This is a genomic window from Seohaeicola saemankumensis (assembly GCF_021021435.1).
In the GTDB taxonomy this organism is placed as follows: Bacteria; Pseudomonadota; Alphaproteobacteria; order Rhodobacterales; family Rhodobacteraceae; genus Seohaeicola.
Genome location: NZ_JAINWI010000003.1, coordinates 155,141 through 170,295, shown reverse-complemented (window position 1 = coordinate 170,295; position 15,155 = coordinate 155,141). Strand labels below are relative to the sequence as shown.

The window sequence follows — 15,155 nt, the reverse complement described above, 5'->3', positions numbered from 1 at the left end:
GCGTTTTCGCCCGCGCTCCCTGCGTCTTCTTGCCATAAATATCCATCTGCGCCGGCGCTTCGCGTGCCACGCCTGAATGAGGCTGCCATGACCGTGACCCGCACCGCTTCGACTTTCGCGCCTCCGGTGATGGAGGCGCGGCGCTGGCTGGACGGGGTGCAGTTTCCGCCCGAACGCCCACTGATCAATGTCAGTCAGGCCGCTCCTGTCGAACTGCCCCCCATGGCGATGCGCGAGGCGATTGCCGAGGCAGCGCTCCATACCGCGCAGGCGCATCTTTATGGCCCCGTTCTGGGCAATGATGATCTGCGGATCGAAGTCGCGGCCCGCACAGCGCGTCTTTACGGTGGAAACGTGTCGCGCAATCAGGTCGCCATCACCTCGGGCTGCAATCAGGCGTTCAACGCTGCAACCATGGCCCTAACCGCCGAAGGGGATGAGGTTATCCTGCCAACCCCTTGGTATTTCAATCACAAAATGTGGCTGGATATGTCCGGCGTGCGGGCTGTGCCCTTGCCAACCGGCGCGGATATGCTTCCCGATCCGGACAAGGCCGCGGCCCTGATCACCCCGCGCACCCGTGCGATCACGCTGGTCAGCCCGAACAATCCCGCAGGCGTGGAATATCCCGTGGCCCTGATCCGCGCCTTTGCCGATCTGGCACGCCAGCACGGGATCGCCCTGATCGTGGACGAGACCTATCGCGATTTCCACTCTGTTAGCGGTCCCGCGCATGATCTGTTCACCGATTCCGGATGGGATGACACGCTGATCCAGCTTTATTCCTTCTCCAAGGCCTACCGTCTGACCGGCCACCGTGTCGGCGCGATGCTGGCCAGCCCTGCCCTTCTGGCGCAGGTCGAGAAGTTTCTGGATACGGTCACGATCTGCCCGAACCAGTTGGGCCAGATGGCCGCACTTTGGGGGATGCAAAATCTGGATCAGTGGCTGGCAGGTGAGCGGGACGAGATCCTTGCCCGTCGCGCCGCAATCGAGGCCGCATTTCCGCAACTGGCCGCCAAGGGTTGGAAGTTGCGCGGCGTAGGGGCCTATTTCGCTTATATGGCGCATCCTTTCGACCTACCCTCGGATCGTCTGGCGCAGCATTTGGTCAGCGCTGCGGGCATTCTGGCGCTGCCCGGTACAATGTTCGTGCCCGAGGGCGATCCGACCGGCGCGCGCCATTTGCGGATCGCCTTTGCCAATGTGGACACGCAGGGAATCGACACGCTGTTTCGCAGGTTGGCCGGTCTGACAATCTGACGGTCAGGCGAAGGGGCGCGATCCAGCCTTGCCCCGCGCCTGTGCAACGCGTAGACATCTGCGACACGTAAAAACACCCGAAAAACGAGGGGCAACATGGCACGCGGCAGCATCACGAAAACTCTGGTCTGGATACTTCTGGCCCTGCTCATCGTCGGTCTGGCCGGCTTTGGCGCGACCAATCTGTCCGGCGCTGCGCGCTCAATCGGCTCTGTCGGTGATCAAGAGATTGATATCGACGAATATGCCCGCGGCCTGCAGGAAGAAATCCGCGCGATCGAGGCCCAGACCCGCGAGCCACTGCCTTTTTCCGACGCGTTGGCCATCGGCCTTGACCGCGCGGTTCTCTCGCGCCTTGTGACCGCCGCGGCACTGGATAACGAGGCGGCTCGCCTTGGCCTGTCGGTCGGGGACGAGGTTGTGGCCGACCAGATCCTGCAAATTTCGGCCTTCCAGTCGATCAATGGCAGTTTCGACCGCGAGGCTTACCGTTTCGCGCTGCAACAGGCCGGTCTGAGCGAGACGCGTTTCGAAACCCAGTTGCGCCGCGAGACCGCGCGCAGCCTGTTGCAAGGTGCGATGGTCGATAGTGCCGTGATGCCGCAGACCTATGCCGATACCCTCATGGCTTTCGCAGGAGAGCGACGCAGTTTTTCATGGGCAGCGCTGGACGCTTCGATGCTGGAGGCTCCGGTCAGCCAGCCTGACGAGGCGCAACTGACCGCTTGGTACGAGGCCAATCCCGAGGCATTTACCACACCTGCGGCCAAGCGCATCACCGTGGCAGCCCTGACACCTGACATGATCCTCGACACGATCACCGTCGATGAAGAAGCCCTGCGCGCGGAATACGAGGCGCGGCGCGACGAATATGACACGCCCGAGCGCCGTCTGGTCGAGCGTCTTGCGTTTTCGGGTGACGCCGCTGCCGAGGCCGCCATTGCCGCATTGGCGGCAGGGGAGACCGATTTTGAAACGCTGGTCGCGGATCGCGGGCTGTCGCTGGCCGATGTGGATCTGGGCGATGTCTCGCAGAGCGATCTGGGCAGTGCCGGTGCCGATATTTTCGCAGCCGAGGTCGGCACGGTTGTCGGCCCCTATCCCAGCACGTTGGGGCCAGCGATTTTTCGCATCAACGGCGTACTCAATGCTCAAAGCATCAGTTTTGAAGAGGTGCGCGACGATCTGGCCGCCGAACTGGCCCCCGACCGCGCGCGCCGCGTGATCGAGGCGCAGGCCGGTGGTATCGACGACATGCTGGCGGGCGGGGCCACGCTGGAAGAACTGGTCGCCGATACCGAGATGGAGTTGCAGCAGATCACATGGTCGCCCGAAGTGGACTCAGGTATCGCGGCCTACCCTGCGTTCCGTAGCGCTGCGCAGGCTTTGCAGGTGGATGACTATCCTGCCCTGACAGAACTGGATGATGGCGGGATCTTTGCCATGCGTCTGGAAGAAGACTTGCCGCCGCGTCTGCAAACTCTGGACGAGGTGCGCGAGCAGGCCATAGCCGGATGGCGTGCGGCGCAGACCGTGACCGAGTTGCGCGCGATGGCGGACAGGCTGGTGGAAGAATATGCCAGCACGGGTGATCTGGCAGCACTGGGGCTTGCAGTGATCGCAGAAAACGGCCTGACCCGCGACGAGTTCATTCCCGGTACTGCCCCCGGTTTTCTGGAGCGTGTGTTTGCGATGGAACCCGGTGATCTGGCCGTGATCAACGGGCCGGACGAGGGCGCAGGCCCGACCGTTCTGATCGTGCGGCTGGACGAAATCCTGCCGACGGATGAAGACAATCCCAATGTGGCTGCCCTGCGTGAACGTCTGGACGCCAGTGCAAGAGCCGGTCTGGCACAAGATCTGTTTCAGGCTTATGTCGGCCAGTTGCAAACGCAGGCCGGTGTCCGGCTGGACCAGCCCGCAATCAATGCGGTGCATAGCAACTTCCAGTAAGGACGCCTGCCGTGGAACTGACCCCCGATTTCGACAGCTTCGCCCGCGCCTACGAGGCGGGACAGAATCAGGTCGTCTATGCGCGTCTGGCGGCTGACCTCGACACGCCCGTGTCGTTGATGCTCAAGCTGTCAGGCGCGGCCAAGGATGCCTTCATGCTGGAATCGGTCACCGGTGGCGAGGTGCGGGGGCGCTACTCGATCATCGGGATGAAACCCGATCTGGTCTGGCAGTGCCACGGGGCCAGCAGCCGCCTGAACCGGCGCGTCCGCTTCGATCCCGATGCGTTCGAGACCCAGACAGGCGATCCGTTGGACAACCTGCGCGCCCTGATCGCCGAAAGCCGGATCGCGTTGCCGGACGATCTGCCTGCTGCCTCTGCAGGGCTTTTCGGTTATCTGGGCTATGACATGATCCGTCTGGTCGAACATCTGCCCGATGTGAACCCCGACCCGCTGGGCCTGCCCGACGCGCTGATGCTGCGCCCCACGGTCGTGGCGGTGCTGGACGGGGTCAAGGGCGATGTCACGGTGGTCTCGCCCGCATGGGTGAGTGACGGGCAATCGGCGCGCGCGGCCTATGCGCAGGCTGCCGAGCGGGTGATGGACGCTCTGCGCGATCTGGACCGCGCCCTGCCCCAAGCCACCCGCGAGATGGGCGAGGCGCGCGATGCGGCCCCGCCGCAGTCGAATTTCGCGCATGCGGATTATCTGGCAGCGGTCGAGAAGGCCAAGGATTACATCCGCGCGGGCGATATCTTTCAGGTCGTGCCCTCGCAACGCTGGACGCAGGACTTCCCGCTGCCGCCCTTCACGCTCTACCGGTCGCTGCGGCGCACCAACCCTTCGCCTTTCATGTTCTATTTTAACTTCGGGGGCTTTCAGGTGATCGGGGCCAGCCCCGAAATCCTCGTGCGGGTCTTTGGCCGCGAGGTGACGATCCGCCCGATCGCAGGCACCCGTCCGCGTGGTGCCACACCCGAACAGGACCGCGCCTATGAGGCAGAGTTGCTGGCCGACAAGAAAGAACTGGCAGAGCATCTGATGTTGCTGGATCTGGGCCGCAACGATGTGGGCCGCGTCGCCAAGATCGGCACGGTGCGCCCGACCGAGCAATTCATCATCGAGCGCTACAGCCATGTCATGCATATCGTGTCCAACGTAGTGGGCGAACTGGCCGAGGATCAGGACGCGCTCAGTGCCTTTTTCGCGGGCATGCCCGCGGGCACAGTGTCGGGCGCGCCCAAGGTCCGCGCCATGCAGATCATCGACGAGCTTGAGCCGGAAAAGCGGGGCGTCTATGGCGGCGGTGTCGGCTATTTCAGCGCGGGCGGGGACATGGATATGTGCATCGCGCTGCGCACCGCCATCGTCAAGGATGCCAAGCTCTACATTCAGGCAGGCGGTGGCGTGGTCTATGATAGCGATCCGGAATCGGAATATCAGGAGACCGTGCACAAATCCAACGCGATCCGGCGGGCAGCGGCGGATGCCGCACGGTTTTCGGGCGGCAATAGCTAGGGCGATGTGATGCCACGTCCCTGCCCTTCCTCTTGCCCTGACTACTCATATCCGCGCGCCGCATTCCCTGTCTTTGCGTGTTTTGAAAGCGCCTCAAGATGCCGCGCCTGATCCTGCTGAACAAGCCGTTCGACGTGCTGTCGCAATTCACAGACAAAGGCAGTGCTGACAGCCCGCGCATGACCCTGTCGACCTTTGTCGATATTCCCCGCGTCTATCCCGCAGGACGTCTGGACCGCGATAGCGAGGGGCTGTTACTGCTAACCGATGACGGTCGGTTGCAGGCCCGCATTAGCGATCCCAAACACAAGATGGAAAAGACCTATCTGGCACAGGTCGAGGGCGTGCCGGACGATGCCGCATTGCAGGCGCTGCGGCAGGGTGTCGCCCTCAAGGACGGGATAACGCGGCCTGCATCGGTGCAGCTTGTGCCCGCGCCGGACTGGCTCTGGCCGCGCGATCCGCCAGTGCGCTATCGCAAGACCGTTCCGGACAGTTGGCTGATGCTGACCATATCCGAGGGGCGCAACCGGCAGGTGCGCCGCATGACGGCCCATATCGGCCATCCGACCCTGCGCCTGATCCGCCAGCGGATCGGTGACTGGCAGTTGGGCGATCTGAAGCCCGGTCAATGGCGCGACGCGCCTTTGCCCTGAGAGATCACTCAACCCCGCCCAGCACCGCTGAAACAGGGGCCAGCGCCACGCGTTGCGCGCGGTCCTGCAACCCCCAAAGCATGAGCGCCGAGATCGTGTCGGGCCGCAACCGGCCCAGCATGATCACACCGTCGCCATCGCCCACGACCGGCAGACCGTTGGCCTGCTGACCGGCCTTGAACGCGCCCTGATCAAGAAAACGCCGGATCGCCGAGGCGTCCTGTCCGGCCCCGTCAAAATCGCGGAACACGGTGGCCGATGGCACGCCATCCTTGGCGGCCAGCTTCTGCGCCGTATTCAACCCGTTGGGCAACATCACCAAGCCATAGCCGCGTTGGCCCAGAATAGCGGCGATCTGGCCCGATACTGCCGCCGTATCCTGAAATCCGGTCGCGTCGCCCTCCATCACCGCCACGGCATCCGGCACCGCGTCCAGCGAGACCTCTATAGCGATCTCGGCATCTTGCGGGGTCGAGCCGGGGGCCATGTCGACCAGCGCCATGACCTCGAATCCGGCGGCACGGTAAAGGGCCGAGGCTTCGGGCGCATCGGGGCGCGCCGCGTCGATGGCGAAGGTTAGCGGATAAGGAAAACCTTTCAGGGCTTCGACATCGACCACGCTGTCGCCGCGATCTATCAGGACAATCGCCAGCTTGGGCCGGTCCTCGCTGTCGTCAAAAGGTAGCGCGTTGCGGCGCAGGGGAACGGCGCTTCTGCTGGCGGATGGGGACATCACTGTCTCTCCGGTCGGCGCAGGTCTGTCCACCAGCGATGTGGCAGGCCGACCGATCGAGGGGCGCACGACAGGTTCCAGATCGGGCACCGCTTGCGTTGCTTGGGGTGCCCGTGGTCCGTCCTGATCCGGCACCACAGCAGGCGGCGCCGGTTCGATCATCGGCAGCGGCTGGCGTCGTGGTGCGGGTTGCTGTGCAGGCAAAGGTGACGCTGCGGCCAGACCGTTCACATCCTCCTGACGCGGGCTGGTGTCCGAGAAGGGCCGGCGCGGTTCATCCTGCCCCTGATTGTCGGCGCCGGCGGTATCATCGGCCAAGGGTTGCGCCGGTCCGGTCGAGACTGTCGGGATCGTGGGGACTGCTGTCATGTCGCGCGCGGCGGGGCTTTGCGGCTCGGAGGGCGCCGCGTTGCGCGACGGGGTCTGTTCGGTAGCGGTGGCGATCTCAGGCGCATCACCGGCTTCCGGCGGGGGGGCCATGGTATCCGTGCCCTGTTCTGTCTGCGGTGCGGCGGCAGGCGTCCGGTCGGTCGATGGCAGCGCAGAGATTGCGGGCGCGCCATCGCCCTCAAGCGCGGGGGCCGGTGCCGATTGCGGGGCTGTGTCGGGGCTTGGCAAAGCGGCTTGCCGGTCCTCGCGCGCGGCGTTGAAGCCGCTGCCTGCGGGCACATCCACATCGGCTGTTGCAGGTGGAACATCGGCATCGGGCGATGTGGTGGTCGTTTCAGTCGTTTGCGGCACTGTGTCCGGTGCGGACTCTGCAGGCGATGGCGCCACAGGTGCTGCGGCTTGACCCGTCGCGGGGGCGGATTGCGGTTGCGGCATCCTGTCCTGTGGTGGGCCTGCCAGAATCGACAGGGCGGACAGGCCGATCACCGACACGGCTGTCCCCATCAATATTCCGCGAAAAGCACCTGTTGCCATCGTACCGCCCTTTCCTTGCCTGCGGCCTCGTGCCGGGCCATCCTTTGGCTGTTCCGGTCGCAGGCATGGCCTATGCGCTTTCGCATATGGCCCTGACCTGCCCCCTGTCAGCCCCTGTTTTGCGCCGCTTTCCGGGTTGCGCCCCTTGACGCTCCGGCGCAAGCCTGAACAAGTATACCGCGACCATGGTGCGGGTCTCCAGCCCCCAAACGGAAAAGATAGGCCAGATGCTGCTGCTCATCGATAACTACGACAGTTTCACCTACAATCTGGTGCATTATCTAGGCGATCTTGGCGCGGATATCACAGTGCGCCGCAATGACGCGCTGGATGTGCAAACCGCGATGGCCATGAACCCCGCAGGGATCATCCTGTCGCCCGGCCCCTGCGATCCGGATCAGGCGGGAATCTGTCTGGCGCTGACTGCGGCAGCCGCAGAGACCAAGACCCCCCTACTGGGCGTCTGTCTGGGCCATCAGACCATCGGTCAGGCCTTTGGCGGCAAAGTCGTGCGATGCCACGAAATCGTGCATGGGAAGATGGGGGCGATGCATCACGCCGGACAGGGTCTTTTTGCCGGACTGCCCAGCCCCTTTGACGCCACGCGCTACCACTCGCTGGTGGTCGAACGCGACAGCCTGCCCGATTGCCTGGACGTGACGGCATGGCTCGAAGACGGCACCATCATGGGGTTGCAGCATCGCGATCTGCCGATCCATGGCGTGCAGTTCCACCCCGAATCCATCGCCTCGCAGCACGGTCATGCCCTGTTGCAGAATTTCCTGAATGTGATGAAGGTTCCGGCATGAGCGACGCGCTGAAGCCGCTGATCGGCCTTGCTGCCGAGCGCGCCCTGACCCGTAGCGAGGCGGAAACCGCCTTTGGCATCCTTTTCGCGGGCGAGGCGACACCCAGCCAGATCGGCGGTCTGTTGATGGCGCTGCGGACGCGTGGTGAAACCGTTGCCGAATATGCCGCTGCCGCTGCTGTGATGCGCAGTAAATGCCATGCGGTGCGCGCGCCTGCGGGGGCAATGGATATTGTCGGCACCGGCGGCGACGGGATGGGAACGCTGAACATCTCGACCGCGACTGCCTTTGTTGTGGCGGGGGCAGGTGTGCCTGTGGCCAAACATGGTAACCGCAATCTGAGTTCCAAATCAGGCGCTGCAGATGCGCTGACGCAGCTTGGAATTCAGGTGATGATCGGGCCACAAGTCGTTGAAAAGGCAATTGATACTTGCGGGATCGCTTTCATGATGGCCCCGATGCACCATCCAGCCATGGCCCATGTCGGCCCAACGCGCACTGAATTGGGAACGCGGACGATCTTCAATATCCTTGGCCCGCTGACCAACCCTGCGGGCGTCAAACGCCAGTTGACCGGCGCTTACCGGCGCGACCTGATCCGGCCCATGGCCGAGGTGCTGGGACAGCTTGGATCGGAACGCGCATGGTTGGTGCATGGCGCGGATGGCACCGACGAGATGACCATTACCGGCATCACATGGGTGGCCGCGCTGGAAGAGGATGGCACGATCCGCGAGACCGAGTTGCATCCCGAGGATTTCGGCCTGCCCGTCCATCCGTTCGAGGAAATACTGGGCGGCACGCCGCAAGAGAACGCAGTTGCCCTGCGCGCCCTGCTGGACGGGGCAAAAAACGCCTATCGCGACGCGGTTTTGCTGAACTCTGCCGCAGCTCTGGTGGTCGCAGGGCTGGCCAGTGACCTGCGCGAGGGTGTAGACCGCGCCCGCGAGAGTATCGACAGCGGTGCTGCTGGGCAAAAGCTGGCGGCTCTGGCCAAACTCACATCGGAGGCATGATGACCGAAACGATTCTGGACCGCATCAAGGCCTACAAGCTGGACGAAGTGGCCTCCGACAAGGCTGCCAAACCATTGGCCGATCTGGAAGACGAGGCCAAAGCCGCCTCGCCCGTGCGCGGGTTTGCCGATGCGCTGCATGCCGCCAGTCGCACCGGATATGGCCTGATCGCCGAGATCAAGAAGGCGAGTCCCTCCAAGGGGTTGATCCGTGCGGATTTCGACCCGCCGGCATTGGCGCAGGCCTATGCCGCGGGGGGCGCGACTTGTCTGTCCGTTCTGACGGATACCCCCAGCTTTCAGGGGGCCAAGGACTATCTGACCGCCGCGCGTGCCGCTTGCGCGTTGCCCGCACTTCGCAAGGATTTCATGTATGATCCCTATCAGGTGGTCGAGGCGCGGGCGCTTGGGGCCGATTGCATCCTGATCATCATGGCCTCGGTCAGCGATGCTCAGGCGCAGGAGTTGGAGGCCGTGGCGCATGACTGGGGCATGGATGCGCTGATCGAGGTGCATGATGCAGCCGAGTTGGAGCGTGCAACCCTGCTGTCCTCGCGCCTGATCGGGATCAACAACCGCAACCTCAATACGTTCGAAACTTCGCTCGATACCACGCGCACCCTGTCCAAACAGGTGCCCGTGGACGGCTTGATGGTTTGCGAAAGCGGGCTGAGCACGCCGCAGGATCTGGCCGATATGGCGATGTATGGCGCGCGCTGTTTCCTGATCGGGGAAAGCCTGATGCGGCAGGACGGTGTCGAACAGGCCACGCGCCAATTGCTGGCCAATCCGCTTAGCCCCGGGGGTATGTGATGGCGGGCAAGACCCTGACCCATTTCGACGCGCAGGGTCAGGCGCATATGGTCGATGTGTCGCAGAAAGACGTGACCGCACGCGTGGCTGTTGCCACAGGCTGGATCAGGATGGCCAGCGAAACATATGAAATCATTGCAGAAGGTCGTGCCAAGAAGGGCGATGTTCTGGGTGTCGCGCGGCTGGCGGGAATCATGGGTGCCAAGAAAACCGCCGATCTGATCCCGCTTTGCCACCCGCTGGCCATCACCAAGGTCACGGTGGATCTGACGCTGGACGCAGCCCTGCCCGGCGTGCGGATCAAGGCCACGGTCAAGACCACAGGCCAGACCGGCGTCGAGATGGAAGCCCTGACAGCCGTGAGCACGGCGGCGCTGACCGTCTATGACATGACCAAAGCCGTGGATAAGGCGATGGAGATCGGCGGCATCCATGTCACGCTGAAAGACGGTGGCAAGTCCGGAAGGTTTGAGGCGGAATGAGTGTTCAAGGTCGATCTCTCGAACTGTTTTTTATTGATGGTCGACCCGACGGAATGCTGACCGCCGAGGTTTTCAACTGGACGGGTCATGTTCTCAGAGTACCACGCACACAGATCATGGAAGGGTTAGCGCGCTCAGAAACGTCCTATACAGGTGTATATGTCCTTATTGGCGAAAACGAAGGTGAGCCTCTGGCCTACATAGGTGAAGCCGAGGACATGAGATCACGCATCAGGGACCACGTAGTTAAAAAGGGATGGTGGGAATACGCTATCCTCATAACGTCAGCATCGAACAATCTTCACAAGGCTCATGTAAAGTATCTGGAATCGCGATTGGTGGAGATTGCCAAGGAAGTCGCAACAATTCCTTTGGAGAATGGAAATACGCCGCCGCGTAGCAGTCTATCGGAAGCAGCAATCTCAAACATGGAAGGGTTTCTTGAGACTCTGATGATGGTTCTTCCAGCAATCCGCGTGGACATGTTCCTCAAGAAAACGCGTAGCCCATCATTGCTAAAGCAAGAACAAGAGGCACCGCTCGACAGAAATGTGTTCGAATTCAACATGCCTCGACAGGGCTTAAAAGCCATTGCCGTATTGGAAGCGGGTGAACTGATTGTCCAAGCAGGCTCTCAGGCAAGGTCTTCCTGGGTTGGAGACCGAAATTCCAACACACACTACTTCAAACTATATGATGAGCTCGTGACTAGTGGAATTTTGGTTCTAAACGAGGATCACCGTATTTTTGCTAGTAACTATGCCTTTTCAAGTCCCTCAGCCGCTGCTGCGATCGTTTCTGGTCGCTCGGCAAATGGTCGAACTAGCTGGGTTTTTAAATCAACAGGTCAAACCTACGCCGAATGGGAAGAAGCACTTGTTGAAGCCTCGCAAGGTCGTGTGGAATGATCACCGTAGACGAGGCTCAGACGCTGTGTTTGGCGCTGGTGGCGCCGCTTCAGGCGCAGCGTGTGCCATTGGCGCAGGCGGCGGGGCGGGTTCTGGCGCAAAGCGTGACAGCGGGACGGGCGCAACCGCCGTTTGCGGCCTCGGCGATGGATGGCTATGCGCTTCGGCAGGATGATTGCAGGCCCGGCGCGGTGTTGCAGGTGATTGGCGAGGCTGCTGCGGGCCACGCTTGGGCGGGGCAGCTTGGCGCGGGTGAGGCGTTGCGCATCTTTACCGGCGCGCCGGTGCCCGCAGGGGCCGACCGGGTGGTCATCCAAGAGGATGTTACCCGGATCGGGGCGCAGATCACCTTGGACGACACGCTGGATCACGGCACGAATATCCGCCCGCAAGGTGCTGATTTTGCAGCGGACTACCATCTTACTGCGCCGCGCATTCTGGGTCCGTCGGAACTGGCGCTTCTGGCCGCGATGAATGCGGGCCATGTCGCGGTAACGCGGAAACCCGAGATTGCGATCATCGCCACGGGGGACGAGTTGGTCATGCCCGGCGAAGACCCGCGCCCCGACCAGATCATCGCCTCGAACCTTTTTGCCCTGAAAGCCATGATCGAGGATGCCGGCGGCTTTGCCCGTATCCTGCCGATTGCACGGGATACCGAAGCCTCGCTGACAACGGTCTACGAGTTGGCGATGGGGGCCGATCTGATCGTGACCATCGGCGGCGCATCGGTCGGTGACCATGATCTGGTCGCGCAGGTGGCCGCGCGTTTCGGGCTGCGCCAAAGCTTCTACAAGATTGCCATGCGTCCCGGCAAACCCCTGATCGCGGGGGCTTTCGGGGATGGCACACCCTATCTTGGCCTGCCCGGAAATCCGGTATCGGCGATTGTCTGCGGCCATCTCTTCCTGTTGCCGATGCTGCGGTCCATGTTGGGACTGACAGATGTCCTGCCCCCGCTTCTGCACGCCGCGCTGCAGGCACCGGTCGCGGCCAATGGTCCGCGCGCGCATTACATGCGCGGCCATGTCAGCGAGGGCACACAGGGGCGCGAGGTTCTGGCCTTTGACCGTCAGGACAGCTCGCTTCTGACGGTGTTGTCCGAGGCCAATGCCCTTGTGCTGCGTCCGGCCCATGACGGCCCGCGCGACGCGGGCGAGGTTGTTCCGGTTCTGCCCCTGTCCTGCTGATGCTGGATTAACCGCTGTTCAGCACGGGTGTTGACACAAAACGGGAACAATGGCAGAACAAACGGGAATTTACCTGTTTCGCGCGCTCTGGCCAGATGCCTCTGATCGCGCCCGCTCCAAGGGGACCGACCCGATGCTGACCAAGAAGCAACTTGATCTGCTGGATTTTATCCAGACACGCACACAGCGCGACGGTGTGCCGCCATCCTTTGACGAAATGAAGGAAGCGCTTGATCTGCGCTCGAAATCGGGGATTCACCGGCTGATCACCGCTTTGGAGGAGCGCGGCTTTATCCGCCGGTTGGCTCATCGCGCCAGGGCGCTGGAAATCGTGAAGTTGCCCGATGCGCTGGCTGAAAAGCACGGGCTCAAGGCAGGTGCCGCACAAGGCAGCTTTGCGCCTCGCGTGATTGACGGGGACCGCCCCGACAACCCGCCGCCTTCGCGCGCCTTGCCCGTCCAAACGATCGAAGCGTTGGAACTGCCGGTGATGGGGCGCATTGCCGCCGGTGTCCCGATCGAGGCGATCAGTCAGATCTCGCATTCCGTGACTGTGCCGAGTTCGATGATCAGCGGTCGGGGCGAGCATTACGCGCTGGAAGTCCGCGGCGATTCGATGATCGAGGCGGGGATCAATGACGGTGATGTTGTCGTGATCCGTGAAACCTCGGTCGCTGATAATGGCGATATCGTTGTGGCCTTGGTCGAGGATCAGGAAGCGACGCTGAAGCGATTCATGCGACGCGGCAGCGCGATCGCTTTGGAAGCGGCGAATCCGGCTTATGAAACCCGTGTCTATGCCGATCATCAGGTCAAGGTGCAGGGCCGTCTGGTGGGGCTGATCCGTACCTATTGACGCGCGCGCCTGTCCCGCGGCGCGACACGGCGGTTCCACAAGCGCGCGCCCGTCAGATCGCTTGACGTGACTACTGCAAGATTACCGTCCCGCAGATAAAGCGCGACTGCCCCGCTGGAGCGTAGCGTTACCGCATCAAAGACGCGGCAAGGCAGGCCCTTGGGGGCAGTGCTGTTCATCACAAGCCAGTCCTTTCGCGTGCAAGCGGCCTGCGCCGCGGCAGTCTTGCCGCGCAGGTGGATCACCCGTCCGCCATCCGGCAGAACCATCGGTGCGCGCCACAAACCCGCAGCGCTTTCCTGTGACATGTCATTGCCATCATGATCCAGCCAGTTGCGGGCGGTAAAACCCGCCCCGCGCGACTGGCTGAGCGCGCGGCCCTGCGGTGTCATCACACCAACCAGACCGCCATCGCCCGCAATCAGTACAAAAGGGCGTTCGGTCTGGCTCCAAAGGCCAAGCGCCAGCAGCAGGGGAACTGCCCCCGCCCAACGCAAGCGCCCCTGCCATAGCATGATCCACAATGCCGCCAGTGCCATCATTGGCAGCACGACAGCAGGCGGCGTCGCAATTGACCCGCGCGCACCATCCAGGGTCGATACCACATGCGCGACATGCAATATCCAGCCCAGCCCCTGTCCCATGGCCCAAAGTGGCCACCCCTCCAGTCCGAAGGGCAGCAGACAGGTTGCCAGCACCGCCGCAGGCATGACCAGCGCGCCCATAAAGGGCACGCTCAGCAAATTGGCGAACAGCCCGTAATGGGCAAACTGGTTGAAATGTGCCGCCCCAAAGGGGGCGGTGGCCAGCCCTGCCACAGCCGAGGACACGAAAACCGCCGCGATGGCGCGCGCCCAACGGGGCAAGCGCGGCAGATCCGCATCACGCAGCCAGCCGAACACGGCCACCAGTGCGGTGGTCGCGGCAAAGGACATCTGGAACCCAGGCCCCATCAGCGCCTCGGGCTGCAGAACGAGAATGATCAAGGCGGCCACAGCCACGGCACGCAATGTCAGGGCGCGGCGGTCCAATATCACCGCCAGCAGCACTACGGCGACCATGACAAAGGCCCTCTCGGTCGCGACATTGCCGCCCGACAAACCCAGATAGCCCGCCGCCACAAGCAGCGCCAAAGCTGCCGACAGCTTTTTCGCAGGCACCCGTAGCCCGACCACCGGCACAGCGGCAAAGGCCAGACGGAACAGTCCGAAGACAAAGCCGCTGAGCAGTCCCATATGCAGCCCCGAAATCGCCAGCAGATGCGCCAGATTGGACACCCGCAGCGCCTCAAGCGTGTCCTGCCCGATGCCGGACCGGTCACCGGTCATCACAGCCGCTGCAAAGGCCCCCACCTCGCCGGGCAAGGCTGTCTGGACACGGGCCGACAACCACATGCGCGCGGCAAAGACGGGTAGCTCGCCTTTGGGTGGCGTCAGGAGCAGAACCGGCGTGCGGGTATATCCCACAGCGCCCAGCCCCAGAAACCACGCATGACGACGAAAATCGAAGCCCCCCGGCTCGACAGGGCCATTGGACACGGACAGATGCCCTGTCAGAACCACGATCTGCCCAGGCTTCGGCACAAGATAGGACTGGTCCCCGTGCAGGGACAGACGCACGCGGGCAGGCGTGTCGTCGGGCGCGACCCGTTCCAACACGACATTGTCCAGCACCAGACGCAGCGCATCCGCGGCCGAGCGGTCGATGCCGACGATCCGGCCCTCCACCGGCCCGTAGTAGCGGTATCCGATCTGGGGTGCAGCGACCAGATGGGTCCGCACTCCCGCCAGACAGATACCCAAGGCAAACAGCGCCACAGCCCAACACAGCGGCGCGGCAACAGGTCCGGCGCGGCGCGCCACTACCACGGCGATCACCATCCCCCCTATCAGGGCAAGGTAGTGCCGGATTTCAGGCTCCCACCGCAAGGCGAAATACACGCCGATACCGGCGGCCAGAACGACCGGCGCCCATACGAACAGATGCCCGCGCTGGGCCAGGAACACCTGCTCGATCCGGGCTGTGATCTGCAA

13 protein-coding genes are annotated in these 15,155 nt (G+C 63.0%); 11 read left to right on the top strand and 2 right to left on the bottom strand.

What is annotated here, in order from left to right:
• The first annotated feature begins 87 nt into the window (after positions 1-87).
• The 4 genes from K7H22_RS00955 (at position 88) to K7H22_RS00940 (ending at position 5,392) form a co-directional block, all read left to right on the top strand.
• Complete coding sequence (locus tag K7H22_RS00955; RefSeq protein WP_230798672.1) at positions 88-1,263, top strand: aminotransferase; 1,176 nt, start codon at positions 88-90, stop codon at positions 1,261-1,263.
• Positions 1,264-1,359: 96 nt separating this feature from the next.
• Entirely contained in the window at positions 1,360-3,216 is a 1,857-nt protein-coding gene (locus K7H22_RS00950; protein WP_230798671.1) for a peptidylprolyl isomerase, read from the top strand.
• 11 nt (positions 3,217-3,227) lie between these two features.
• Positions 3,228-4,736 carry an anthranilate synthase component I gene (gene trpE, locus K7H22_RS00945; protein WP_230798669.1) on the top strand — a complete coding sequence of 503 codons (1,509 nt, stop codon included), beginning with the start codon at positions 3,228-3,230 and terminating at the stop codon, positions 4,734-4,736.
• Between the two features lie 98 nt (positions 4,737-4,834).
• A complete protein-coding gene (locus tag K7H22_RS00940) occupies positions 4,835-5,392 on the top strand; it encodes a pseudouridine synthase (RefSeq protein ID WP_230798667.1) in 558 nt (185 codons plus the stop codon).
• A 4-nt stretch (positions 5,393-5,396) separates the two neighbouring features.
• Here the strand turns inward: K7H22_RS00940 and K7H22_RS00935 are convergent, their stop codons facing one another.
• Positions 5,397-7,049 carry a divergent polysaccharide deacteylase family protein gene (locus tag K7H22_RS00935; protein ID WP_230798665.1) on the bottom strand — a complete coding sequence of 551 codons (1,653 nt, stop codon included), beginning with the start codon at positions 7,047-7,049 and terminating at the stop codon, positions 5,397-5,399.
• A gap of 227 nt (positions 7,050-7,276) precedes the next feature.
• On the opposite strand from K7H22_RS00935, the gene K7H22_RS00930 reads away from it, so the two are divergent.
• The 7 genes from K7H22_RS00930 (at position 7,277) to lexA (ending at position 13,122) form a co-directional block, all read left to right on the top strand.
• On the top strand, positions 7,277-7,858 hold the full coding sequence (locus K7H22_RS00930) for an anthranilate synthase component II (protein ID WP_230798663.1): 582 nt from the start codon (positions 7,277-7,279) through the stop codon (positions 7,856-7,858).
• Positions 7,855-8,874 carry an anthranilate phosphoribosyltransferase gene (trpD, locus tag K7H22_RS00925; protein WP_230798661.1) on the top strand — a complete coding sequence of 340 codons (1,020 nt, stop codon included), beginning with the start codon at positions 7,855-7,857 and terminating at the stop codon, positions 8,872-8,874. The genes K7H22_RS00930 and trpD overlap by 4 nt, the downstream gene beginning before the upstream one ends.
• Positions 8,874-9,686, top strand: coding sequence for an indole-3-glycerol phosphate synthase TrpC (gene trpC, locus K7H22_RS00920; protein ID WP_230798659.1), 813 nt, complete (start codon positions 8,874-8,876; stop codon positions 9,684-9,686). The genes trpD and trpC overlap by 1 nt, the downstream gene beginning before the upstream one ends.
• Positions 9,686-10,168 carry a cyclic pyranopterin monophosphate synthase MoaC gene (moaC, locus tag K7H22_RS00915; RefSeq protein WP_230798658.1) on the top strand — a complete coding sequence of 161 codons (483 nt, stop codon included), beginning with the start codon at positions 9,686-9,688 and terminating at the stop codon, positions 10,166-10,168. The genes trpC and moaC overlap by 1 nt, the downstream gene beginning before the upstream one ends.
• Positions 10,165-11,076, top strand: a complete 912-nt coding sequence (locus K7H22_RS00910) for a GIY-YIG nuclease family protein (protein WP_230798656.1) — start codon at positions 10,165-10,167, stop codon at positions 11,074-11,076. The genes moaC and K7H22_RS00910 overlap by 4 nt, the downstream gene beginning before the upstream one ends.
• Entirely contained in the window at positions 11,073-12,266 is a 1,194-nt protein-coding gene (gene glp / locus K7H22_RS00905; RefSeq protein ID WP_230798654.1) for a gephyrin-like molybdotransferase Glp, read from the top strand. Before K7H22_RS00910 ends, glp begins: the two co-directional genes overlap by 4 nt.
• A 133-nt stretch (positions 12,267-12,399) precedes the next feature.
• Positions 12,400-13,122 (top strand): transcriptional repressor LexA, encoded by a 723-nt coding sequence (gene lexA / locus K7H22_RS00900; protein WP_230798967.1) that lies wholly within the window; start codon positions 12,400-12,402, stop codon positions 13,120-13,122.
• Here lexA and K7H22_RS00895 read toward each other — a convergent pair.
• A complete protein-coding gene (locus K7H22_RS00895; protein ID WP_230798652.1) occupies positions 13,116-15,155 on the bottom strand; it encodes a ComEC/Rec2 family competence protein in 2,040 nt (679 codons plus the stop codon). The genes lexA and K7H22_RS00895 overlap by 7 nt on opposite strands.